Genomic DNA, 23,260 nt, shown 5'->3' on the forward strand with positions numbered 1-23,260 from the left:
GATGAGGGGAAGCAGATGAGTGAAAGTGGTCTTATTCCCCTAGAAGCCAGCTTAGTCAAGTCATTCAACGTTGTCGAATTTGCGACTTGAGGCAATTGCCATATTGAATGGCAGGGGGCGGTCAAGACGTATTTGGAGGTAATAGGAGACAGACCAGAATGGCGCTTACTTAGTGATTACGGTGACACGTTATTAATTGCACTAATTTGGAATACAACGAGTGCCCATCGTCATCCCCGTGGTGGGGCGTATTGAATAAGGTGTGCACGTAGTGCCATTCACCCGGGCTGCACTCCCCGATGGCATCACAGCTTGTCGTGATCTTCCAGTGACCGGCCGCCTGCCGATTGCCAGCGATCCGCGAAGCGCTCTTGCTCGTTCCCTCGATTGCCTTGCGCAAGTACTTCTTGCGCGGATGGGCCCGTATTCGACAGATGGGCCGCTTCTGAAGGGACTCTTCCTGGCAGGGCCTGTAATTGGACCCTGGTCGGTGGTCCGCCAGGAGTGATGCCGGGGCAAAGGGAAAAGGCCGCAGTCGTTGCAGACCATTTTCCTGCCACACTGCGCATCTTCCCAACATCACGCAGCGGCTTGGGTTCGAAGAACATGGCCGGCGTTCGCTGGGTGGTGTCCAAACCGCGGTCCAGGGGGACTTCATGAAACGTTGGACGGTTGCAGATATTCCCGATCAAAGCGGCAAATTAGTGGTTGTCACCGGAGCCAATATTGGCCTGGGCTTTGAAACCGCCAAGGCGCTTGCGGAGAAAGGGGCCAAGGTGGTGTTGGCTTGCCGGAACCTGGACAAGGCCCGGGCGGCAGCCAGCCAGATTGCGGGGGAGACGGACGTCCGCCAGCTGGATGTGTCCGACCTGGAATCGGTGCGTCGTTTTGCCGCCGAGCTCAAGGCGGACTATCCCTGCATTGATCTGCTCATCAACAACGCCGGGGTCATGGCTTGCCCGCAGGCAGCGTCTGCGCAGGGCTTCGAACTACAGTGGGCGACCAACCATCTGGGCCATTTTCTGTTGACGGGCTTGCTGCTCGATCAACTGGAAGCGGCGCCGGCCGCGCGGGTCGTCGCGTTGTCGAGCATCGCCCATCGAGATGGCCGTTTTCATTGGGACGATCTGCAGCATCGCGAAAACTACCGGGCCATGCGGGTGTACTGTCAGAGCAAGCTCGCGAATCTGGTCTTCGCATTGGAGCTGGACCGCCGCCTGAAGGAAAAGGGCAGTTCGGTGATGTCGCTGGCCGCACACCCAGGCGTGGCCAACACCAATCTGGGGTATGCCGGCCCTGGTTTCGCCCAAAGCCTGCCGGGCAGAGCCCTGGTTTGGCTGGTCGGGCATCTACTGCACAGCGCGGCCAACGGGGCACTGCCCACCCTGATGGCGGCAACCCAACCCGATGTAAAAGGTGGTGAGTACTTCGGCCCGCAGAACAACGGCCCGCGCGGTTCGAAGGATAAGGAATGGAAAGGCCCGCCCGGCCCTGCGGTGATCAGCGAACGTGCGCGCAACCGGGAGGATGCGAAGCGTTTGTGGACCGAGTCTGAACGCATGGTGGGTATGAGCTACCTCAATGGTTGAGGTACTTGTTTTGCGTTTGGCACCGCAAGACAAGAGGCTCAACGGCCAAAAGCCTGGGCTGCTCCACCAGGGATTACGGTGACACGCTACCAATTGCTCAACATGTTGCCGATCGCCGGTTCGCCCTAACTTGGTTGCTGCTTTGAATACCAAGACAACGTGATAAGCGCATCACTAGGTGATGGGTTAGGTTTGAATCTCTGACGGACTAGAGTGCAGCGGTCGCCGTCGTAGGCAGTGGTCAGTTACCAACAGTGCCTGTGGCCCTTAATCCAGGCCCATCCGAACGGAAAAGAGGTTGCTCGCCCAGTCGATGAATGCCTGCACCTGAGGGGCGCGATGGCGTCGGTGCGGGTAAAGCACCGAGATTGGGAGAGGCTCGGGCCGATGCTGGGGGAGTACTTCTATCAGTCGTCCGTCTTCGAGATCGAGCCGCACATCATAGGCGGGGACCTGAATCATGCCGAGGCCTGCCAGGCAGCAGGCGATGTAGGCTTCGGCGTTGTTGACCGTCACCACGCTTCGCATTGGGATCGTGATGCTGCAGCCTTGGTCCATACATTCCCAGTCATCGACTCTTCCGGAGAGCGGTGAGGCGTAGTGGACGGCGAGGTGCTGCTGAAGGTCCGCCAGTTTTTTGGGGGTGCCATGGCGAGCCAGATAATCTGGACTGGCGCAGGTGATTTGTTCCAGCTCGCCGAGCCGACGTGCGACCAGGCCGGAATCCGCCAGCTCACCCACGCGGATCGCGCAGTCGACGCCTTCTTCAATTAGGTCGATGGGGCGGTCGGTGACGCCAAGCTCGAGTTTGATGTCGGGAAACTGCCGATGAAAATCCGGCAATGCGGGTGCCAATATCAGCCGCGCCACGCGACCGGGTAGATCGGCTCTCACCTTGCCGGTGGGAGGCGAATCCGCAGGCAGAAACATCCTTTCGGTCTCGTCGAAATCGGCAAGAAGACGCAGGGCACGCTGGTAATAGGCGCTGCCATCGCTTGTCAGGCTGACGCGCCGTGTGGTTCGGGTCAGCAGCGGCGTGCCCAGCCTAGCCTCCAGTTGCTTCACTGCCGCCGAAACCGTCGACCGGGGAAGTTCAAGCTGGTCAGCAGCGCGCGTGAAGCTGCGGCTTTCCACCACGCGCACGAAGATTTCGAGATTGAGCAGGCGATCCATCCATCACATTGTTCGTTCAGCGCGAACAGTGATGTCAAATTTCCGAGCTTTATCCATCGCTTTTAAACAATAAAGATGCCGTCCGCTGTCTTTCCGAAGAAAGCAGCCTGCAGTGAACGATGGCAACCAACCTGGAGCAGTGGATATGGATAAGCAGGTTCTCGAAGGCAAGGTGGTGCTGGTCGCCGCCGGCGCCAAGAATCTTGGAAGTCTCATTAGTCGCCGCATGGGCGAGCGAGGAGCAAAGGTGGTCGTGCATTACCACAGCGATGCCACCCGCGCGGACGCCGAGGACACGGTGGCAGCGGTCCAGAGCGCCGGGAGCGAAGCCTTCATGATGCAGGGTGATCTCACGCAGCCCGCCAATGTCGCTGCGCTTTTTGAGGAAGCAAAGAGCCGTTTCGGCGGTATTGATATCGCTGTGAATACCGTGGGCAAGGTGTTGCGCAAGCCCATCATCGACACCGGCGAAGACGAATATGACGTGATGTTCGACATCAACGCCAAAGCCGCCTATTTCTTCATCAAGGAGGCGGGTAAGCATCTCAACGACAACGGCAAGATCATCACCATCGTGACGTCCCTGCTGGCAGCATTTACCGACGGCTACTCGACCTACGCGGGCGGCAAGGCGCCGGTGGAGGACTTTACGCGCGCTGCGGCCAAGGAGTTTGCGTCGCGGGGCATTTCAGTGACGGCGATCGGCCCCGGACCGATGGACACACCCTTCTTCTATGGTCAGGAAACCCCGGAGCGCGTTGCCTACCACAAGTCGCAATCGCTGAACGGAGAGCTGACAAAGGTGGAAGACATAGAGCCGATTGTCCGATTCCTGGCGACCGATGGATGGTGGATCACCGGGCAGACCATTTTCGCCAACGGCGGTTATACAACCCGATAAGCGCCTGCGGGCCGATCCAAGGGTGGGCCGGCCCGCTTTGCCGTTGGCCTCTGGAGGTAGGCGAGATGCACACACTGATTATGGTGGCGTGCGGGCTTATGACGCTCGCAATTGTCTTACTACTGAGCGCGGCCCTCGGCTTGGCGCGAGGCGGGGCTGTAGCAGGCTTCCTGGCGATCTGGATTGTGGTCGCGCTTCTCAACCTGTGGATTGGCGTGCAGCACGCGGGGTACACCGTCTGGCAAGAGTTACCCATCTTCGTGGTCGTATTCGGCGTTCCTGCTGCGGCGGCAATATTCGCCAAGCGTCATTTTCGGTGACACCGTAGCAAGCACACTCCCTATCGCCATGTACCTTCAGAACAGCGGTGACACGCCACCACTTGCACCAAATGGTGTTGCCCGCTGTTCGCCGGCATCTCCGGGTCGCGAGCGACAAGGCTTCAAGCGCAAATCCAGCTCGCGCGTTGACCTTACGTAGCGCCACTTGATCCAGACATGGAAAGCCTGCCACCGAACGACCCGTGCTTTATGCCGGGCGAAAATCGATCTTTTCCACCCCATCCAAGTTAACTGACTGCCGGGCCTTCCAGAGGTCATGGTTGCCCTGCATCGTGAGCCAGCTCTCAGGACTGCGACCGAGTGCCTTCGACAGGCGCAGTGCCATTTCAGATCTCAGGCCACTGCTTCCGTTCAGTACACGGTTCAGCGTGGACGGGGAAACCCCGAGCTTGGCAGCGAGCTGCCGGCCGGTGATTTCAAAGGGCTCCATGTACACCTCGCGGATGAACGCACCCGGGTGCGGGGGATTGTGCATAGCCATCAGTAATAGTCCTCATAATCCAGTACCTGGGGGTTGCCATCGCGCAACGCGAACGTTACCAGCCAGTGGCCACTCAACCAGAATGACCAATTTTCAGCCTACGCCTGTAGGCTTGGGCGGTTTGTTGTGCTGACTAACATCTCACCGATACGCGCGTAGTAGCCTTGTACCCGCAAAGGGCACACAGCCGAGAAAGATTTGGATGAACGACACACTGCCGCAATATCGGCTGTTCGCACCTTGGGCCGAAGTTCCGCTGGCGATTGCATGCGTGGTGCTCGCCCTTGTCACCCTGATCTGGAAAACGGTCGGACTTGCCTTTCTGCCCGGCTGGGAGGAGATGTTCGGCGGCGTGGGCGCGCAGTATCCGCGGCGTGTGGAATCCCTGGCGCCCGCGTGGGAGGTCGGCTACCTGTTGATGTACGGCGTACTCGGGACGGTGGCGACGACGGCGGGCCTGTTGGTGACTTGGGGGCGAGGTCCGTTGGCGTCTCCGGCGGGGGCTGCCATCTGCACGCGGGCGCGGATATTGGGCGGCTTCCATGTGCTGCTTGGGGTCCACCACACGCTGTGGGCCGTCAGCGGCGGTGCGTGGGGCAATCTGACGCTGGAACAGTTCTCTGTGCCGGGCTTGTACGTCGTGGCCGCCATTGCCGGGTTTGCAACCGGGCTTCATGGGCTTCGGCTCCTGTGCAGCCGGGCTGACCACCCTACGTATCGCATCGTGCGCTCCAAGATCGCGGTCGATGGCGCTTCGCTGCTGACTTTCGTGTCCGTATTCCTGTTTTTCCCGATGAATGCCTTGGGACTGCCCCGGAATGCGCTGCTGGAGCAGGTGGCCTGGTCACTGGTCTTTATCGGGCCTGCGGTTTGGCTGCTGCTGGATGCAGTGTTCTCCCGCACACCACGCGGCGGGTCCGTGTTACCGCGCGCGGAAGCCTTGAGCTGATGCTGCGGGACAGGGGTGGGGTGTCCGTCGGGCGATCAAGGTCCTGATTGGGCGGCACCGCGCGTGAAGCGTCAAAGCGCAATCGGGAACGCGGTACGGTTTTAGGGGCGCGGTGCCGGTACCGGCTTAGGCGCATGTGAAGGGTATGATTTCCGCCCGTTACAGCCTGCCTCCACCATGATTCAGCTCGGCGCCGATTCGACCAGTCTTGCGCACGCCGCTCGCCTGCTGCGGGACGGCCAATTGGTGGCCTTCCCCACCGAGACTGTCTATGGGCTGGGTGGGGATGCCGCCAATCCCGAGGCCGTGGCGTCCATCTTCCGCGCGAAGGGGCGGCCGGCGGACCATCCGGTGATCGTGCACATGGCCTCGGCCGACGCCCTGCCTCTGTGGGCCAGCCACGTGCCGGAATCCGCGCAGCATCTGGCCGAGGCCTTCTGGCCCGGTCCGCTGACACTGGTGCTGCGACGTGCCGATGGCGTCTCCGATGCCGTGACCGGCGGTCAGGACACGGTGGGGCTGCGGGTGCCCGGCAACCCGGTTGCACTCGACTTGCTGCGTGCCTTCGGTGGCGCGCTGGCGGCGCCCTCCGCCAATCGTTTCGGCCATGTGAGTCCCACCACGGCTGCGCATGTGCTCACGGAGTTCGGTGGTTCGGAAGTGGCTGCCGTGGTGGACGGCGGGCCGTGCAGGGTGGGGGTGGAGTCCACCATCATCGATCTGGGCGGTGCACGGCCCGCACTGTTGCGGCACGGCATGATTGCCATTGAGGCCATCGAGGCGGTCCTCAATGAACCGCTGGAGCGGGTGGGGGACCAGCAAGGCCCGCGCGCGTCAGGCCGTCTGGCATCCCATTACGCCCCGCGTGCTGTCGTCGAACTGGTGGCCATGGATGCGCTTGCGGAGCGGGTCAGGGCCTGCCTCGCGGCGGACGAATCCGTCGCGGTTCTGGCGCGGCGAGAGCCGCAATGCACGACGTCGCGTGCAGCCTGGATCGAGATGCCGGGTCAGCCAGCGCCTTTTGCACAGGCGCTGTATTCCGCGCTGCGGCAAGCGGATGCGGCCGGGCCGGATCGCATTCTGGTGGAACGCCCACCGGACACGCCCGGCTGGGAGGCCATTGCCGACCGGTTACAGAAAGCGGCCGCGCCGCGATAGCCCGACATCCCGGCGGGCCCTTGGAGACCGTCATCACAGCCCTTGGTGGTCGACAGCAGGGTGTCAGGAGGCCGGCTGGGCGTCTGTTATATGCACCCGGAATATCAAATCAGGAAAGCGACCATTTCCAATTTGAGCGTGACAGGGCAAAATAGCGCGGAACCGGTCGAAAACTACGGGATGTTCACATCCCGCGGCCTCTCTTTTTCTCCTTACGAGCACACACATGCCCGCCTATAAAGCCCCCCTTAACGACATGCGCTTCCTGCTGGATGAAGTCTTCGACTATCCGGCGCACTACGCTTCGCTCTCCAACGGCGGCGATGCCGACCCGGATACGGTGTCGGCCATCCTTGAGGAATGCGGCCGCTTCTGCGAGGAAGTGCTGTCGCCGCTCTACCGCAGTGGCGACGAAGAGGGCTGCACCTATGACAATGGTGAGGTGCGCACGCCCAAGGGCTACAAGGAGGCCTACCAGCAGTTTGTGGAAGGCGGCTGGCAGGGGCTTTCATACCCTGAAGAGTTTGGCGGGCAGGGCCTGCCGATGAGCCTGGGGCTGCTGAAGTCCGAGATGATGGCCACGGCCAATTGGCCCTTCCTGATGTATCCGGGCCTGTCGATGGGTGCGATGAACACCATCATGCAGTACGGCAGCGAGGAACAGGTGGCGCTGTACATGCCGCCGATGACCGAAGGCCGCTGGAGCGGCACGATGTGCCTCACCGAACCGCAGTGCGGCACGGACCTGGGCCAGATCAAGACCCGCGCCGAGGACAACGGCGACGGCACCTACGCGCTGCACGGCAGCAAGATCTTCATTTCCTCCGGCGAACACGACCTCACCGAGAACATCATTCACATCGTGCTCGCGCGCCTGCCGGACGCGCCACAGGGCACGCGCGGCATCTCGCTGTTCATCGTGCCGAAGATCCTGCCGAATGACGACGGCAGCCTGGGCGAGCGCAACGGCGTCACCTGCCCGAGCATCGAGCACAAGATGGGCATCAACGCCTCGGCCACCTGTGTGCTGAACTTTGACGGCGCCAAGGCCTGGCTGATCGGCGAGCCCCACAAGGGCCTGGAGGCGATGTTCACCTTCATGAACACCGCGCGCATTGGCACGGCGGTGCAGGGCCTGGCGCATGCCGAGCTGTCCTTCCAGGGCGCGCTGCCCTATGCCAAGGAGCGCCGCTCCATGCGCGCACTCTCGGGCAAGAAGGACCCGGACAAAGCGGCCGACACGCTGATGGAACACGCCGATGTGCGCCGCATGCTGTTCAACCAGAAGGCCGTGGCCGAAGGCGGCCGGGCGATGATCTACTTCGCCGCGCAGTACGCCGACCACATGGTCAACGGCATCATGGAGAAGGACGACGCCAAGTACGAGAAGTACGACGACAAGCTGGGCTTCTTCACGCCGATCCTGAAGGGCTTTCTCACCGAGATGGGCCTGGAGGCCGCCAACCACGGCATGCAGGTCTTCGGTGGGCACGGCTATATCCGCGAGCACGGCATGGAGCAGATCGTGCGCGATGCGCGCATCGCCACGCTGTACGAAGGCACCACCGGCATTCAGGCGCTGGACCTGCTCGGCCGCAAGGTGCTGCTGATGACGCGCGGCGGCTGTGTGCGCGAATTCACTGGCCAGATCGCGCGCTTTGCCGCGGAACACCTGCGTAGCAAGCAGCTGCGTGGATTCGCCCTAACGCTGGGCCGCTACGCCACGCAGTGGAACGTGCTCACCGTGCGCCTGATGCTGATGGCGCGCAAGGACCGCGATGTGGTTTCCGCCGCCAGCCATCACTTCCTGATGTACAGCGGCTTCGTGATGATGGGCTACTTCTGGGCGCTGCAGGCCGCCGTGGCCCAGCAGAAGCTGGATGACGGCACCGGTGCGCAGACCGACGACTTCTACCGTGCCAAGCTGGCCACGGCCGCGTTCTACTTCGACCACATGCTGCCGCGCGCCAAGAGCCACGCCGCCTCGATGACCAAGCCGAGTGCGTCACTACTGTCGCTGGACGCCGAGCACTTCAGCTTCTGAGCTGCCGCTCCCGCGGCGCGTGCATCGTGCCGCGGGAGCGTACTTGCCCCGCAGGGAGGATGTAGGCAACGGAGGGAGATGGCACATTGTCACCTTCCATATCCGTTCTGCATGGCGCCATCTTCATGACCCAGCATCATCACGCGCGGTGGGTGCACCTTCTTCCGGCTCTGCTCGCGGTGCTGTTCGTTGCGGCATGCGGTTCCGACAGCAGCGGCGTTGGCACGGGATCGGGCGCCCCTGGTCAACAACCGGCACCCACGCGCGTTCTGATATCGGCAGACATGGCTGCTGGCTTGTTCACGCTGCCGCCAAACTATGCGCTGCCATTCCCCAGCGATGTCGATGACGGCATTGCCATTGCCTTGGCGCTGAATGCCCTTACTCCCGAGCAGGCAGGTTTTCGCGGGCTTGAGGTGGCGGGGATCTCGGTAACCTTCGGCAACAATGAGCGCGACGCGCAGTTGGCACAAACGCGCGAGCTGGTGCACGAGATGATGGGGCGCACGGATATCCCGGTGGAAGGCGGTGCGGCGGGGCCATTGCCGCCAGCGGATCCTGATGCCGAGCGGGACCCCTGCATCACACCGGGGGTGGAAATGATGGCGGATCAGCTCGCCCTAGGGCCGGCAGCGCTATTCGCCTTTGGCCCGCTGACCGACCTCGCGTGTCTGGTGCTGGCCTTTCCTGAGCGGGCAGCCAACATCACCCATGTACTCGCACAGATCGGTGCGCGTCCTGGAGAGGAATACACGCTTCCGAACGTCCAGCAACCGATTCGCGAAGCAGTGGACTGCTGCCTGTGGAGCGTGAACGTCAGCCTGGATGTCCCGGCGGTGGAACTGGCCTTGTCCGCCCCGGAACTCTCGCAGGCGCGTTGGACCATTGCGCCCTGGCATTTTGTTGCCGCAACGCTTCTGTCCACCAATCGCATGGCGCAGTTGGGCGGCAGCAGACCGGAAGGCGAGTGGCTGCGCAGGAATTCCATCGCCTTTCAGACCTTCTGGCTCGCTGCCTTCAACGAGGCGGGCATCCACCCCTGGGACGTCACGCTCGTTCAGTACCTGATGCGCCCTCAGGATTTCGCCACGCAGGAAGTCGGCTGGCGCATTGTCGATTGCCGCAATCCGGATGACCCCCTCGGCCGGCCCACCAATACGGACTGCGCGGGGCACGGCCCCACGCAATTCCCGCTTCGCGACGCGGAGCCCGCTCAATTGTGGCTGGGCAATGGGGACGACCAAGCCATCCGGCCGGGCCTTTTCATCATCGACGACTTTGTCAGCGAGGAGGCGCGCACGCGCTTCCTCGATACCGCCACGGCCCTGGCGCCCTGAACCACAAGCTCCGCGGCCTGCTGGGGTAGCGCCGGAGAGGGATGGGTGTTCAGATAAGACATCCGGGGCAATCGTGGTGCAGGGGAGCTTGATGAAGCCGTTCTACGGGGTGATGTGCTTGCTGGGCACGCGGCTGTCATGGGGAGCTCTGCCCGCTGCGGCACGTTGCAGGAATGTCTCCGCACCGAGCATGGCAGGCAGGCATCCCTTGTGCGCTGAGTGGTTCGCCTCGAACGTCTTCCCCCGGTGCGGAGGCGCGTCGCCTTGGTAGAGCGCGTACTCAAGGTGCTGCGCTTTCCGCCGCGCGATCCCGCGCAGGCCCACCGCGGTGTGACGCCGCTGGAGCTGCTTTTTGATCTGGCCGCGGTAGTGGCCATCGGTGCAGCCGCGCACGGACTGGCGGGTTTCATCGTGGAAGGGCGGCCCATGGCGGGCCTTGCCGCCTTCGTGCCCAGCTTCTTCATGGTGTGGTGGTCGTGGATGAACTTCACCTGGTTCGCCTCGGCCTACGACGACGGCTCAAACGCTTTTCGCGGGCTGAGCATGACGGTGATGTTCGGCGCGCTGATGATGGCCGCCGGGGTCGGCGCCGCCTTTGCTGGCAAGCCGATCTGGATGGCATTGCTGGGCTTTGTCGTCATGCGCCTGGGCATGGCACTGCTCTGGCTGGGCGCCTGGCGGGGTGATCCGCAGCGACGCCCCACGGCGCAACGCTATGCGCTGGGCATCATCGCCATGCAGCTGTATTGGATCGCCCTTGTGGCGCTGGTGCCGCCGCACGCAGCGCTGTATCTGCCGCTGTTCGCCCTGGGCGCAGCAGGGGAGCTTGCCGTGCCCGCGATGGCGGAGCGCCGGGCGGCGACCCCCTGGCACCGTCAGCACATCATTGCGCGCTACGGGCGGCTCAACCTGATCGTGCTGGGACAGGCCTTTCTGGCGGTGGTGTCCGCTTTCGAGCTGGAACCGGGCTCCATCTTTCCGCGCGCGGAAGGCGTCGGGCTGGCTTTGATCTTTGCCGTCATCGCCTTCTCGATGTGGAGTGTGTATTTCACCAAGGAGCCACACCTGGTCAGCGGGGCCTTGCGGCATTCCTTGTTGTGGGGCTACGGCCATGTGGTGGTCTTCGCCACCGGGGCGGCGGCCGGCGCCGGCATGCAGGCTGTGCTGCAATCCCAGGGCAATGGCATCAACGGCGCTCACTGGTCAGTGGCGGCGCCGGTGGCGTTGTACTGCGCCACGCTCTGGTGGATACGCGACCGCTATGCATTGACCGGCCACAGACGATGGAGCCTTTTGGTGGCGGCCGCGCTGGTGGTCACGATGGAGGCGATTCCGGGCATGGAGTTGTTCTCCACCGCGTTCATACTGGCGGCGGCAGCGCTGGTACGTCGGGTGCCGGCAGGGTCTGGAGTGCAGGCCCAAGCATAATGCGCAGCGCCAGCCGGGCGGCTGGCTCATCCGTCGGCGCGGGGGCGCCAAGGACACAGCAACAGGGGGATCAGGCATGGCGATGGACGACTTTCCGATCTGGCGGCGGCCACGCCATTACATGGACGTGCCGGACGCCCACGACCATGTGCACTGGGTGGAACTGTTCTTCGACCTGATCCACGTGGTGACGATCTTCGTCCTCGGCAACTATCTCTCGCATCAACTGGATTGGTCCGGCTTTCTGGTGTTCACCGGCCTGTACCTGGCGATTTTCTACGCCTGGGCCGACAACTCGGTCTACAACTCGCTGTACATCTCCACCGACATGGCGCACCGCGCCACCATGGCGGTGCAGATCGTGACCATGGTGATCATTGCGGCCGCGATTCCGGATGTCACCGGCAAGGGTTGGGTCTACTTTGCGCTGGGCTACGCACTCAACCGCGCGCTGACCGCGCACATGTACTGGCGTGCGCGTGCGGTCAGCGGGGAAGCCTGCCCGATGGCGCGCGAACAGGGGCGCAACTTCTTCCTGCTGGCGGCGCTGTTTGCCATCTCCGCCTTTGTGCCCAAGCCCTTAGCGTTCTGGGTGTTTGGCGCCGGCGTGGTGATGATCCAGCTGCAGTACATGCTGCCGCGCATCGGCACTCTGCGCTACGCACGCTTCGTACCGCGCCTGGGCCACATCTCCGAACGCTTTGGCCTGCTCATGCTGATCATGCTGGGCGAGGGCTTTTTCAAGCTGGTGGTGACGCTGGCGGACAAGGGGATCTACAAGGTCGAGGCCGGCACGCTGGTCAATGTCGTGATGGGCGGTCTGTCGCTGTTTGCGTTGGCATGGATCTATTTCGACAGTGCCGGCAATGCCAAGCCCAAGAGCCGTGACAACGGCGTGCTGGTGGCCTACTGGCTGGCGCATATCGCGATTCTATGGAGTGCGGTGGTGATGGGAGTGGCGCTTGCAGGCGAGGTCTATGTGGGTTTCTGGGAGCCGTACCCGACGGGCTATGGCGCATTGGGCACCGTGGGGCTGGCTGTTTTTCTGGCCTCGCTATGGATCTTGCAGCACCTGGTGGCGGACCGGGACCGCACCTGTCACTACCACAGCGGCGGCGTTCTGCTTTTTGGCATCGCGCTGGCGCTGCTGGTGCTGGTCATCCACCCCTTCGTCCCGTCCATTGTGGGCAACGCCCTGTGGGGGCTGGCGCTGTTCTCACAGATTGGCGTGCCGGTCTACCGCGGCCTGCGTGATCTCCGCCGCGGCCCGATTTCAGATGCCGTGCGTTGAGGGCGCGGGCGGTGACCTCCGCAGTGCGCGGGTGGCGGACCAACCCAGCAAGCCAACGGCGATGAGGGTGAAGGGAATCGTGCTGCCGCCCACCAGATAGCCGATGGCGCCCAGCAGATCGGGCTCGCCGAGGCGGGTCGTGCCGGCCGAGAGTCCGCGGTTGCTGGACAGATTGGCGCAGTGGAAGAAGACGGTATTGCCCCAGCCCGTGTAGACCATGCCCCAGACGATCCACGCCTGCGCGCGCAGCGAAGGGAGCACCGTGGTCAGGGCGAGGCCGATGAGCAGCATCAGCATGCCGTTCATGACACCGGCGACATGGGCCACGCGCCAGCCGCGCTCGCTGCCCGGAATGTTGCCGTCATAGGCCACCGTCAGCGGCCAGACGTGAATGGCCTCCAGGATCGCGAAGACCATGCCGAAACCGGACAGCAGGCCGATGACGGCAATGGCCGCACCGTGCTGGATGAGCCGCAGACGCCCGCGCTCGGCCGCCACGGACAGCGTGTAAGTGCTGGCCATGGACTTAGCCGCCCGGGCCGTCGTCGTGCTTGCCGAGCAGCGCCTTGTAGGCAATCGCGGCCATCAGCACCATCACGGCCACCACGCCGATGTAGAACAGGCCGAAAGCGATGTTGTTGGTGAGGGAATCACTCACCGCCAGGCCGCGGCTGTCCGGGAACAGCGGGTCGAGCGCGGAGGCAATGACGATGGTCCAGGCGATGACCAGCATGGTGTAGACCGTGCGCCGCACCCCCAACGCCGTAAACGGCAGATGCTGCAAGACCGCCGCGCCGATCCACAGGATGGCGCCGTTGACGATGGCCTCCATATGCGCCATGCGCCAGGCGTCATAGGTGCCGGGCAGCTGGTAGTCGATGCGCCCCGGGATGGGCCAGAGTCGGATATCGCCGATCAGGAAGAACAGAAAGCCAAAGCCGATCACGCCACCCACGAAGATCATGAGTGCACCGTGGCCAATGAGCAGGCGGCGCAGCGGCTTGAGGGCGTCCGTGGTGGTGGTCATGCGGCGGCTCCGGTGGCAGCCCGCGCCGATGGAAAGGGCACTGGCATGGTGGGGCTGTGGGTATCGAGCAGCGGGATGTAACCCTCAGGGGCGTGCGGATACTGCGCGATCCAGTCGTGCACCCACTGCGGCTCGCGCTCCCGGCGTGGCGTGTGGCCGGGCAGGGCGGCGCGCAGCAGATAGGGCGCTACCGTCCAGGCGAAGCTGCCCAGGCGGCGTGCCAGGCGCAGGCGCGAGCGTAGCTGCCCCCACAGGCCGGCCTTGCGCAGGATGATCTTGTAGCCGCGCATGGAATTGAACATGACGTCCAGCGCGCCGTGGAATACGCCGCGGGCGCGGGCGAAATAGCCCCCGAGGGAGCCGCCGTAAGCGGCCTGATACACGTCGAAAGCGACACACTTGTGCTCCGCCTCCTCGACGAAATGCCACAGGATGAACGAGGCCACGCGCGTGTCGCTGCCACCGAAGAGCTGGACGCGATTGTTGATGAGCCAGCGCGTCACGCCCATGGTCATCGCCTCGAAACCGGCGGTATAGGCCATGCGGGTGCGCAGCGAGCGGGTGCTGAGTCGGGCGTAAGCGGCTTCCATGCGCGCTTCCAGGCCGGCCAGCTCGGGGTAGCCCTTGGCCTTGATCAGCTCATTGAAGCGGCGGTGCGCGCGGTAGTGAAACTGCTCCTGGGTATTGAAGGCCTTGGCCTCTTCCTGCACGCGCGGGTCGTCGATGTGCCGCGCGGTCTCGCGCACCGTCTTGATGAGGAAGGGTTCAAGATAGGGCATGGTCAGCGAGGCACCGTTGACCATCGCGCAGAACTCGGGGTCGTCGGCTTTCCAGTTCGGATCGATGTCGTCGGGGAAGTCGAAATCGATGCGCCGCGGCACCGGCAGCGGCTCTATGTCTTCAGCCATGGTGGGTCTCCTCTTGCGGATGGCCGGTGCTTTGCCCGGCTCTGTTGTCGTAATGCTCCATGCCCATGCGCAGGGTATGGATCAGGGTCGGGGTCAGCGTCTGTACGCTGCGTCCCATCTCGAACTGGCCGGCAACCTGCAGCGACACCAGGCCGTGCGCGGCCGTCCAGAACAGGTGGCTGGCGGTGAGCGGGTCGATGGTGGAAGGGAGCTCACCGCAGGCCTGGGCGGCGGCGATGGTGCGCGTGCAGACATCCAGCGCATCGTGCTTGGCTGCGCGCAGCTCCAGCGAGCGCGTCGTGCCGCTGGGGTCCTCGACGTTGAAGAACATCAGGGCGTAGCGCTCGGGCCGTTCGATACCGGCCCGGATATAGGCGTCCGCCAATGTCTCGAGCTGCGCTTCGGGGCTGTCGATGCCCTGAATGGAGGCCAGCATCACGCCCTCGATCCAGCGGTAGGAGCGGGCGCGCATGGCATTGACCAGCGCTTCCTTGCTGGCGAAGTAGCGATAGGGCGCGGAATAGCTGAGCGACAGCTCGGCGGCGAGCTTGCGAAAGCTCAGTGCCTCCAGGCCGCCTTCCTTCTCGAACACGGCCATGGCCGCGTCGAGGATGTCATCGCGCTTGCGCTGACGAACGCTGTCGCTGTCTTTCTTGCGTGCCATGCATTCAGTTGACACTGTTTACTTGACGGTGTCAACAAATGCGGGTTCCGACGAACCGCAGGCGTTAGCGTTTGCGTGTCCCAGTCGGGCAGCCGCGCGCGGCTGCCATCGACCTACTTGCGAGAACCGAGGTAGCGCGTGATCGCGTCTACATTCACGCAGGTTTCGAGCTGTGGTTGCCCATAGGCGAGGTCCTGCATGCAGGCAGCGCGACGGGCACAGCCATCGCACTGGTCGAGCTGCTTGGCCAGTGCCGGCTCTCCAGTGCCCTGGACGTACACCCTGCGGTCGATGCCCAGGCTGTCCAGCATGCGCGCGAGCAGGGAGCGGCGGAAGCGCATATCCACGGCGGCGTTAAGAGGAGGTTTGGGCGTGCGTGCATCGCGCAGGAACAGAACCAGCAATGGCAGCAGGAGCACCGCGATGGTGGCGATCCAGGACCAGGCGTAAAACTGCGAGAAGCTTTCGAGTACGGCCATTGGTCATCTCAATGGGGGTGCCCAGTGAGTATCGGACAGGGTTTGCGACCAGTGATTGACCTGTGTCAACGACCGAGTTCCGCTCGTGCAACGCCGTGCCAGCAATCATTCATTGCAGGCGACCTGAAGCATCTCTAACCTACCGGATGGTTGTGACAGGCGTGTCAGGTCGGGCGCGCACGATCACAGGTTTTCTTGCCACGCAGACGGCGGCTCCACCTTCTTAATGTCCGACGACAACGCAGTCGACAAACTCAAGAACTCCATCGACGCGATCCAGTCGCATCGCGACTTCGAGGCGCGCCGCGCGGCGGAACAACAACGCGGCGTGGATGAAGGCTGGCAGGCGGTATTGCGCGCCGCGCGCGACCTACGCGACCAGCTCAAGGACAACCCGCGGTTGCGCTACTTCGTGGTGGCGCTGGATCGATCCGAGGTGTCGGTCCGCTTTGAAGCCAAGGGGTCAAACAGCGCCTTGCTGTCGCTCTACCGCCGCCACCCGGAAGGCCGGTTTCCCAGCATCAACGCCATCTGGATTCTGGAACCGGGCCGCAAAGATCGCTATGTGACCTCTGGTGACGAGGCGGTCGAAGCCCTCGTCTACCATTGCGCCGTGAACATGACGCGAGAAGACGACTGAACGCGTCAACCTTCTGCAGCGATGGCCTGTAGGCCTTCCCGGATCGGCGTCACGCGAAAATCCGGAAAGCGCTTCTTGAACTTGTCGGACATGAAGAGATTCTCCACCGCATAGCGCGGCAGCAATTCGGCAGCGTCGCGCACCTGGGCGCTGAACAGACCGGCGAGGCGCAATTGCCACGACTTGAGTACGCGGTAGCGCGCCTTTGTCCCGAAGACTTCCGCCGCCAGTGCAATGAACTGCTGATAGGTCAGCCGCGCGTCGTCGCAAGGCAGGTGCCAGCTCTGTCCATAGGCGTCATCAGTGTTGCCGAGCAGTGCAATGGCGCGGCTGGCGTCCGGGGTGAAGATCAAGGTACGCAGCGTGTCGTCGCGCAGGAAGACCTTGGCACTGCCGCCCGCCTTGAGCGGTGCAATCACCGTACTGTTGGTGATGCTCTGCGTCTTGCCGGGGCCGTAGAACTCGGGCGCGCGCCCGATGACCGCCCGGACGCGCCCCTGATCCATGGCCTCCAGCAGCATGCGCGTGATCTCGCCGCGCACCCGGCCCTTGGCGCCGTGGGGGCGGAAAGCCGTCTCCTCGGTCTGCGGCTCCGCCGTCTGCGGGTACATGTAGGTGTTATCGAAATACACCAGACGGGCGCCGTGCTGGGCGCAGGCATCGATGACGTTGCGCATCATGGTCGGCCACTGCGCCACCCAGCGTTGCGTGTCCATCGGCAGACCCGCGGTGAAATACACCGTGTGCGAACCCGCTACGGCCTGCTCAGTCTGCGTAGCGTCGAGCAGATCGGCGCTGAACACTTCATCGGTGTCGTTCACCTTGCGTGGATTGCGGCTGACCAGCCGGATGGCACCGGCGAAGTCCTGCTTCAGATTGCGGGCGACTTCACGGCCGATCTGGCCACTGGCGCCGAGGATGGTGTGCATGGAACCACTCCGTTCTGGAAGAGCCGGCTTCGCCGCGCGCATCGATGCAAAGCCGGGCAGATCAGGGACGATCCCAGATGCGCGGCAGTTGCGTGGCAAGGCCAGGCGTCAAAGCCATCAGGCGGCGTCGTGCCAATCCGCGAGCTCGCGCAGCACCGCCGTGGCGTAGCTGCCTGCCGGAAGGGCAAAGCGCAGCACCAGCGTGCTGGTGTCGATCCATTCCCACTGCAGGCCCTCCGGGCGCAGGCGTAGGGCACGGCGATCCTGATCCAGCCGCTGTCGGGCGAGGCCTTCCACCAGCTTCTGGTTTTCACGGGCCACTGCTTCTTCCAAGGCCGCGGCCTCTCCTTGACTGGGCAGCGCGCCACTCCCCCAAAGCGGGCCGGAGGGGTGGATATCGCCATTGGCTGCGCGCGCGTCCAACGCCGCCTGCGCTTCGCTGTCGGCGACAAACCAAGAGCGCGAACCCGCCAGGGAGCAGCATTCCCCGAGCAGGATGCGGTTCCAGCTAGCGGCTTCGACGCGACGGGCGAGAACCGAATTGAAGATCTGGGAACGCGCGGCGGAAATCAGCATGCCGTGCTGCTTGCGCGGGGTGCGCCGTCCGGCGAAGAAGGCGAGGGCGCGCTGGATGTTCTGCCCTTCGCGGCCAAAGCGTTGCTCGCCAAAGTAGTTGGGGACCCCGTCGCGGGCGATGGCCTGAAGGCAGGCGTCGGCCCGGTCACGATCGCCCGCGGCCTCGCGCAGGGTGATGCGAAAGGCGTTGCCGTTAAGGGCGCCGCGGCGCAGTTTTCGGTGGTGCCGGGCATGGCTGAGAATCTCGACCCCGGGCTCCGGGAACTGCGTCCAGTCCGGCGCCGCCTTGCCGGGCAGATGGATCGAGTAGGTCTGCGTGGTCACCGCATGCCGGTCTTTCATGCCGGCAAAGCTCACATCGCGGGCCGACACCCCGGCGAAGTCCGCGATGCGCTCGGCCAGCCAGTCGCTGTTGGCTCCTCGCTTGCGCACGTGCAGGAAGACATGCTCGCCCTCACCGCTGGGCGTGATGCCAAGATCCTCGTCAACGACGAAATCCTCGGGCGTGGCGCGCAGCAGAGCCGTCAGCGGCGGGCCACCATGGGCATAGGGGAGTTCGGACACGGGCGCTTCGCGGAAATGGGGCAGGCGCGGATTCTGCAGCAGATCACCCATGACCGTGCGGGAAGCGCGCGCGGGACCGGGCCCACCGCATCGCGCGGGCCCGGCCTTGGTTTTTGCGCTGCCTTCAGGTGGCCTGCAGTGCCTGATCCAGGTCCGCGATCAGGTCGTCGATATGCTCAATACCCACGGACAGGCGCACCATGTCCTCGGTCACGCCCGCCGCCGCCAGCTCCTCCGGATTGAGCTGCCGGTGCGTCGTGGAAGCCGGATGCGTCGCCAGGGACTTGGCGTCACCGATGTTGACCAGCCGGGTGAACAGCTTCAGCGCGTCCTGAAAGCGCGCGCCGCCATCGCGACCGCCGGCCACGCCGAAGGTGAGCACGCCGGCGGCGCGGCCGCCCAGATACTTCTGCGCCAGGGCGTGGTCCGGATGATCCGGCAGGCCGGCGTAGCGCACCCATTGCACCTTGGGGTGCTTCTGCAGATATTCGGAGATGCGCAGGCTGTTGTCGTTGATGCGGTCCATACGCAGGGCGACGGTCTCGATGCCCTGCAGAATCTGGAAGGCATTGAAGGGCGACAAGGCAGCGCCGGTATTGCGCAGCGGCACCACGCGGGCGCGACCGATGTAGGCGGCTTCGCCCATGGCTTCGGTATAGACCACGCCGTGGTAGCTCGGGTCCGGCTCGTTGAGCTGCGGGAAGCGTTGTGCGTGTGCCGCCCAGTCGAACCGGCCGGAATCCACGATGACGCCGCCCAGCGTGGTGCCGTGACCGCCGAGGTACTTGGTCAGCGAGTGCACCACGATATCGGCCCCGTGCTCGAAGGGGCGCAGCATGTAGGGCGTGGCCACCGTGTTGTCGACGATCAGCGGCACGCCGTGGGCGTGCGCGATGTCTGCGATGGCGGCAATGTCGCTGACGTTGCCGAGCGGATTGCCGATGGACTCGATAAAGACGGCTTTGGTCTTGTCGTCGATGTGCTGGGCAAAGCTGTTCGGCTCGTGCGGGTCCGCGAAGCGCACCTCCAGCCCGAGTTGCGGCATGGTGTGCGCGAACAGATTGTAGGTACCGCCGTAAAGGGTGCTGGCCGAGACGATGTTGTCCCCGGCGCGGGCGATGGTCTGAATGGAATACAGCACCGCCGACTGACCCGATGCGGTGGTCAATGCCCCGACGCCACCTTCCAACGCGGCCATGCGCTGTTCCAGCACGCCGCAGGTCGGATTCATGATGCGCGAATAGATGTTGCCCTCGACCTTCAGATCGAAGAGGTCCGCACCGTGCTGGGTGTCGTCGAAGGAATAGGCGACGGTCTGATAGATCGGCACGGCCACCGCGCGCGTGACGGGATCGGGCGAATAACCTCCGTGCACGGCAACGGTTTCAAACTTCCAATCGGCATCGCTCATCGAGATCTCCTTGCGTGTAGGTCTGCTTGTTACGGCCGCTTCGCGGCGCATCGGGTGCCCATGCTAGCGAAGGGTGCGCGAAGACATGAGCGGGCGCGCATCATCCCAACCAAGCAATGCGCAGCAAGGAGCGCTGCCCGCGCTTTGGATACAGTGTCAGCCAGACGAGCAGGGGAAGGAGCAGGCCATGCGGATTCGTCATCATCGTCTCCACGACGACCACCAGCAGCCGATGGAATTTCGGCGCAGCCCGAATCAGAGTTCCGGCATGATCGAGCCACGTTATCTGGTCATGCACTACACGGCCGGGCGCGACATGGACAGCGCAGTGCACTGGTTCGAAAACCCCAACGCCAACGCCTCCGCGCATCTGGTCATCGGCCGCGACGGCCGCATCGTCCAGATGGTGGCCTTTAACCGCAAGGCTTGGCACGCCGGCCGCAGCCATTGGGAAGGCCTCAGTGGCCTGAACGCGCATAGCATCGGCATCGAGCTCGACAACCAGGGGCAACTGGAGCCGCGACCCGGCGGCTGGGGGCCGTGGTTTGATCCGGAAACGACACTGCCCTCGGAGGAGTGCCTGGAGGCCGCCCATTGCCATGGCGGCCCCGTGGTCGGCTGGCATCGCTACACCAGCGTGCAATTGGCAGTGGCCATGTCCGTGGCAAGTCTGCTGGTGGCGAAGTACCAGCTCGTCGACGTGCTCGGCCACGAAGCCATTGCCCCCGGCCGCAAGACCGACCCGGGCCCGGCCTTTCCGATGGAGCGCTTCCGCAACCGGGTCATGGGGCGGGGTGGGCAGGATGAGGATCGCGCCCGGTGGCTCACCGTGACCGTACTCAACATCCGGAGCGGGCCGGGCACTGACCACGCTCGTCTGGATGCCAGCCCCCTGGCCAAAGGCACCGCATGCACCGTGCGCGACGAACGCGGCGACTGGCGCTTCGTGGAAGCCGAGGCGGCAGATGGCCTGATCGAAGGCTGGGTGCACGGCTACTACCTGCGCCGCGCCTGAGCGAGCGGGAAGAGCGGGCTCAGGCCACCAAGGCCGCCACCAGCATCGCCAGGGTGGCGAACCAGCCGGTAGCGAAGAACATGGAGCGCCACGGCACCCAGCCGAGGACATAGGCCGGAATGTAGAGCATGCGCGCACCCAGATAGACCCACGCGCAGCCGGCGGTGAATCCACTCTGCGCACCCGAGGCCGTCACCACCAGCACCGCCAGTGTGAACAGGATCAGGTTCTCGAAATGGTTGTTCATCGCCCGCTGCGCACGGCCTGCCAGACCCTCCAGGCGCCGGGCCTCATCGCGGGGGGAAAGGCTGTATTTCAGCCCCACCTGCAGATTGGCGGGGACCGCGTATAACAGGACCTGCGCGCATTGAAGAATGCCGGCAAGGGCAAGGGCGGTGAGCTCGGGCGACATGGGCAAGGCATTCCCTGGTGATGAGTTATCTCACCATAGTGCCAATGCCTGACGGTTGGGCAGTACTTGACCTGGCACAGCGCACAGCAGCGTTGGCCCAGCCCTACGGCCGCGAAATCGATCCGGGATTCAAGCCGCTTTCGGGCCGCTCATCGGGCGAAAGCTGTGCTTTGACTCACCCTTCATCCGAAATTGGATGCCATTCCCGATACTGCAGGCGAGCGCTGATAGCGGCCCATCCATACGGCGCTTTCCCCGTTATCCGCCATCTCCAGCCACCAACGGTTGATCGAAATGGATTTTGCAACGCTGATTGGTCTGATTCTCGGCAGCATCGTGGTGGCCGTGGCGATCATGCTGGGATCGGGCTTCGCGCCCTTCCTGAACCTGCCGGGCTTTCTGATCGTGATTGGCGGTGCCTTCTCCGCAACCCTGGTCCGATTCCCTCTGAAAGCGTGTCTGCGCTCCTTCGGCACTGCACTCAAGCAGGCCTTCAAGGAGGAAGTGGACAGCCCGCTGGAACTCATCGAACTCGCACAGCATCTCGCCACCGTATCGCGCAAGAAGGGGCTCATCGCGCTGGAAGATGAAGAGGTCAACAACGAACTCTTCGCCAAAGGCGTGCAACTGTGTGTGGATGGCCACGATACGGACCTGGTCCGCAGCATTCTGCGTAACGAGATCCACGCTTCCATCCGACGCAATGAAGTGGGCGAGCGGGTATTCCGGGCGCTGGGCGACGCCGCCCCCGCCTTCGGCATGATCGGAACCCTCGTCGGGCTCGTGCAGATGCTGATCACGTTGTCAGACCCAAGTTCCATTGGCCCGGCGATGGCCGTTGCCCTGCTCACTACCCTCTATGGCGCGCTTCTGGCCAATCTTCTGTTCATCCCGATCGCGGACAAGCTGAACACGCGGGCGGAGCAGGAGCGGGCAAACAAGACGCTCATCATGGAAAGCGTGCTCGGCATTCAGCAGGGCACCAATCCCCGGGTGCTGCGCGAGCTCCTGGAGACGCATCTGCCACTGGATCAGCGCGAAGCCGCTGGTGAGGCCGAGGCCGGTGCCGAGGCCGAGGCCAAAGCCGCCTGAGCATGATGGAAGGGGAAAGCAGTGCAAGAGTCGGAGGGAACAGCGTTCCCCCGTGGATGGTCACCTTCGCGGATCTCATGGCACTGATGATGACCTTCTTCGTGCTGCTGTATTCCTATTCCAAGGTGGACGAAGAGAAGTACAAGGCCATGGTGGGCTCGATGGCGACTGCCTTTGGCGGCATTCAGGACATCCCGAGCAATAGCGAGGACGCCATCGAAGGGCTGGAGGCGGGCATTGTTTCCAAGGACGGCGCCGAAACCCAGCCCATTTTCGATGAGCAGGCGACATTGAGTGCGAGCATTGATGAAAGCTCGAACCAGGAGCAGCTCTATCGCAAACTCAAGAGCGGTCTTGTGGAGGAACTTCAGGCAAAGCGAGTGATCGTCGAACGCGAAGGGGACAGCGTGATCATCCGTTTCCCGGAGAAAGTCTCTTTCCGTTCCGGCAGCGATTCACTGACGCCGGACGCCATCCCGCTGATTCATCGTGTGGCCGGCATGGTCCGTGACGGCGACTACACCGTGACGGTCGCCGGGCATACCGACGACCTTCCCATCACCACAGAGCGCTTCCGCTCCAACTGGGAGCTGTCGGCGGCGCGCGCTGTGTCGGTGGCGCATCAGGTACTGGATACCCAGCACATTCCGCCAGAGGCACTGCAGGTCAGCGGCTTTGCCGACGCGCGCCCGCTGGTGGCCAACGACTCTGCCGAGAATCGGGCACGGAACCGCCGTGTCGAGATCATCATCGAGTACCAGCAGACCGGTGGAGAGGCGCTGCAGGCGCCGCCGCAACCCATCGAAGCGGCAGCGGCAGACACGCCTGCAGCGAACGGCTCGCCCTGATAT

24 protein-coding genes are annotated in these 23,260 nt (G+C 63.7%); 13 read left to right on the forward strand and 11 right to left on the reverse strand.

Annotation, left to right across the window (positions count from 1 at the left end; genetic code table 11):
• The first annotated feature begins 656 nt into the window (after window positions 1-656).
• Window positions 657-1,589, forward strand: coding sequence for an oxidoreductase (locus ACOOFO_RS09965; protein WP_420426623.1), 933 nt, complete (start codon window positions 657-659; stop codon window positions 1,587-1,589).
• 267 nt (window positions 1,590-1,856) lie between these two features.
• Here ACOOFO_RS09965 and ACOOFO_RS09970 read toward each other — a convergent pair whose 3' ends face one another.
• Window positions 1,857-2,762: a LysR family transcriptional regulator gene (locus ACOOFO_RS09970; RefSeq protein WP_420426624.1), complete on the reverse strand. Its 906-nt coding sequence runs from the start codon at window positions 2,760-2,762 to the stop codon at window positions 1,857-1,859.
• A gap of 145 nt (window positions 2,763-2,907) precedes the next feature.
• Between ACOOFO_RS09970 and ACOOFO_RS09975 the strand changes: the two genes are divergently transcribed.
• Window positions 2,908-3,663, forward strand: a complete 756-nt coding sequence (locus tag ACOOFO_RS09975; RefSeq protein WP_420429726.1) for an SDR family oxidoreductase — start codon at window positions 2,908-2,910, stop codon at window positions 3,661-3,663.
• 65 nt (window positions 3,664-3,728) lie between these two features.
• Complete coding sequence (locus tag ACOOFO_RS09980; RefSeq protein ID WP_420426625.1) at window positions 3,729-3,983, forward strand: hypothetical protein; 255 nt, start codon at window positions 3,729-3,731, stop codon at window positions 3,981-3,983.
• 208 nt (window positions 3,984-4,191) lie between these two features.
• Here ACOOFO_RS09980 and ACOOFO_RS09985 read toward each other — a convergent pair whose 3' ends face one another.
• On the reverse strand, window positions 4,192-4,485 hold the full coding sequence (locus ACOOFO_RS09985; protein WP_420426626.1) for a HigA family addiction module antitoxin: 294 nt from the start codon (window positions 4,483-4,485) through the stop codon (window positions 4,192-4,194).
• A 202-nt stretch (window positions 4,486-4,687) separates the two neighbouring features.
• Between ACOOFO_RS09985 and ACOOFO_RS09990 the strand changes: the two genes are divergently transcribed.
• From ACOOFO_RS09990 to ACOOFO_RS10015, 6 genes are all read left to right on the forward strand, one after another.
• Window positions 4,688-5,434: a hypothetical protein gene (locus ACOOFO_RS09990; protein WP_420426627.1), complete on the forward strand. Its 747-nt coding sequence runs from the start codon at window positions 4,688-4,690 to the stop codon at window positions 5,432-5,434.
• Window positions 5,435-5,611: 177 nt separating this feature from the next.
• Complete coding sequence (locus ACOOFO_RS09995; RefSeq protein ID WP_420426628.1) at window positions 5,612-6,592, forward strand: L-threonylcarbamoyladenylate synthase; 981 nt, start codon at window positions 5,612-5,614, stop codon at window positions 6,590-6,592.
• A 226-nt stretch (window positions 6,593-6,818) separates the two neighbouring features.
• Entirely contained in the window at window positions 6,819-8,636 is a 1,818-nt protein-coding gene (locus tag ACOOFO_RS10000; protein ID WP_420426629.1) for an acyl-CoA dehydrogenase C-terminal domain-containing protein, read from the forward strand.
• Window positions 8,637-8,761: 125 nt separating this feature from the next.
• On the forward strand, window positions 8,762-9,973 hold the full coding sequence (locus ACOOFO_RS10005; protein WP_420426630.1) for a nucleoside hydrolase: 1,212 nt from the start codon (window positions 8,762-8,764) through the stop codon (window positions 9,971-9,973).
• A 264-nt stretch (window positions 9,974-10,237) separates the two neighbouring features.
• Window positions 10,238-11,401, forward strand: a complete 1,164-nt coding sequence (locus tag ACOOFO_RS10010; RefSeq protein ID WP_420426631.1) for a low temperature requirement protein A — start codon at window positions 10,238-10,240, stop codon at window positions 11,399-11,401.
• 76 nt (window positions 11,402-11,477) lie between these two features.
• Window positions 11,478-12,692 (forward strand): low temperature requirement protein A, encoded by a 1,215-nt coding sequence (locus ACOOFO_RS10015; protein ID WP_420426632.1) that lies wholly within the window; start codon window positions 11,478-11,480, stop codon window positions 12,690-12,692.
• On the opposite strand, the gene ACOOFO_RS10020 is transcribed toward ACOOFO_RS10015, so the two are convergent.
• The 5 genes from ACOOFO_RS10020 to ACOOFO_RS10040 all read right to left on the reverse strand — a co-directional run bounded on the left by ACOOFO_RS10020 (window position 12,675) and on the right by ACOOFO_RS10040 (window position 15,770).
• Complete coding sequence (locus tag ACOOFO_RS10020; RefSeq protein WP_420426633.1) at window positions 12,675-13,214, reverse strand: hypothetical protein; 540 nt, start codon at window positions 13,212-13,214, stop codon at window positions 12,675-12,677. The two genes, ACOOFO_RS10015 and ACOOFO_RS10020, sit on opposite strands and share 18 nt — an antisense overlap.
• Before the next feature lie 4 nt (window positions 13,215-13,218).
• Window positions 13,219-13,719 (reverse strand): hypothetical protein, encoded by a 501-nt coding sequence (locus ACOOFO_RS10025; RefSeq protein WP_420426634.1) that lies wholly within the window; start codon window positions 13,717-13,719, stop codon window positions 13,219-13,221.
• Window positions 13,716-14,627 carry a metal-dependent hydrolase gene (locus ACOOFO_RS10030; RefSeq protein ID WP_420426635.1) on the reverse strand — a complete coding sequence of 304 codons (912 nt, stop codon included), beginning with the start codon at window positions 14,625-14,627 and terminating at the stop codon, window positions 13,716-13,718. The genes ACOOFO_RS10025 and ACOOFO_RS10030 overlap by 4 nt, the downstream gene beginning before the upstream one ends.
• Entirely contained in the window at window positions 14,620-15,291 is a 672-nt protein-coding gene (locus tag ACOOFO_RS10035; protein WP_420426636.1) for a TetR/AcrR family transcriptional regulator, read from the reverse strand. The genes ACOOFO_RS10030 and ACOOFO_RS10035 overlap by 8 nt, the downstream gene beginning before the upstream one ends.
• A gap of 113 nt (window positions 15,292-15,404) precedes the next feature.
• Window positions 15,405-15,770 (reverse strand): hypothetical protein, encoded by a 366-nt coding sequence (locus ACOOFO_RS10040; RefSeq protein WP_420426637.1) that lies wholly within the window; start codon window positions 15,768-15,770, stop codon window positions 15,405-15,407.
• 226 nt (window positions 15,771-15,996) lie between these two features.
• Here ACOOFO_RS10040 and ACOOFO_RS10045 point away from each other — a divergent pair, with 226 nt between their 5' ends.
• On the forward strand, window positions 15,997-16,410 hold the full coding sequence (locus tag ACOOFO_RS10045; RefSeq protein ID WP_420426638.1) for a hypothetical protein: 414 nt from the start codon (window positions 15,997-15,999) through the stop codon (window positions 16,408-16,410).
• A 5-nt stretch (window positions 16,411-16,415) separates the two neighbouring features.
• On the opposite strand, the gene ACOOFO_RS10050 is transcribed toward ACOOFO_RS10045, so the two are convergent.
• The 3 genes from ACOOFO_RS10050 to ACOOFO_RS10060 all read right to left on the reverse strand — a co-directional run bounded on the left by ACOOFO_RS10050 (window position 16,416) and on the right by ACOOFO_RS10060 (window position 19,890).
• The gene (locus ACOOFO_RS10050) at window positions 16,416-17,339 is read right to left on the reverse strand and encodes an NAD-dependent epimerase/dehydratase family protein (protein ID WP_420426639.1); all 924 of its coding nucleotides are present in this window, start codon (window positions 17,337-17,339) and stop codon (window positions 16,416-16,418) included.
• A 117-nt stretch (window positions 17,340-17,456) separates the two neighbouring features.
• Window positions 17,457-18,530, reverse strand: coding sequence for a tRNA pseudouridine(13) synthase TruD (truD, locus tag ACOOFO_RS10055; protein WP_420426640.1), 1,074 nt, complete (start codon window positions 18,528-18,530; stop codon window positions 17,457-17,459).
• Between the two features lie 73 nt (window positions 18,531-18,603).
• Window positions 18,604-19,890: an O-acetylhomoserine aminocarboxypropyltransferase/cysteine synthase family protein gene (locus tag ACOOFO_RS10060; protein WP_420426641.1), complete on the reverse strand. Its 1,287-nt coding sequence runs from the start codon at window positions 19,888-19,890 to the stop codon at window positions 18,604-18,606.
• A gap of 187 nt (window positions 19,891-20,077) precedes the next feature.
• Here ACOOFO_RS10060 and ACOOFO_RS10065 point away from each other — a divergent pair, with 187 nt between their 5' ends.
• Window positions 20,078-20,905, forward strand: a complete 828-nt coding sequence (locus ACOOFO_RS10065; RefSeq protein WP_420426642.1) for an N-acetylmuramoyl-L-alanine amidase — start codon at window positions 20,078-20,080, stop codon at window positions 20,903-20,905.
• 19 nt (window positions 20,906-20,924) lie between these two features.
• On the opposite strand, the gene ACOOFO_RS10070 is transcribed toward ACOOFO_RS10065, so the two are convergent.
• The gene (locus ACOOFO_RS10070) at window positions 20,925-21,317 is read right to left on the reverse strand and encodes an MAPEG family protein (protein ID WP_420426643.1); all 393 of its coding nucleotides are present in this window, start codon (window positions 21,315-21,317) and stop codon (window positions 20,925-20,927) included.
• A gap of 294 nt (window positions 21,318-21,611) precedes the next feature.
• Here ACOOFO_RS10070 and ACOOFO_RS10075 point away from each other — a divergent pair, with 294 nt between their 5' ends.
• Window positions 21,612-22,409 (forward strand): motility protein A, encoded by a 798-nt coding sequence (locus ACOOFO_RS10075; protein ID WP_420426644.1) that lies wholly within the window; start codon window positions 21,612-21,614, stop codon window positions 22,407-22,409.
• 5 nt (window positions 22,410-22,414) lie between these two features.
• Window positions 22,415-23,257 (forward strand): flagellar motor protein MotB, encoded by an 843-nt coding sequence (locus tag ACOOFO_RS10080; protein WP_420429728.1) that lies wholly within the window; start codon window positions 22,415-22,417, stop codon window positions 23,255-23,257.
• Window positions 23,258-23,260 lie beyond the last annotated feature (3 nt).

The organism is Algiphilus sp., from assembly GCF_965216485.1.
Classification (GTDB): domain Bacteria; phylum Pseudomonadota; class Gammaproteobacteria; order Nevskiales; family Nevskiaceae; genus Algiphilus.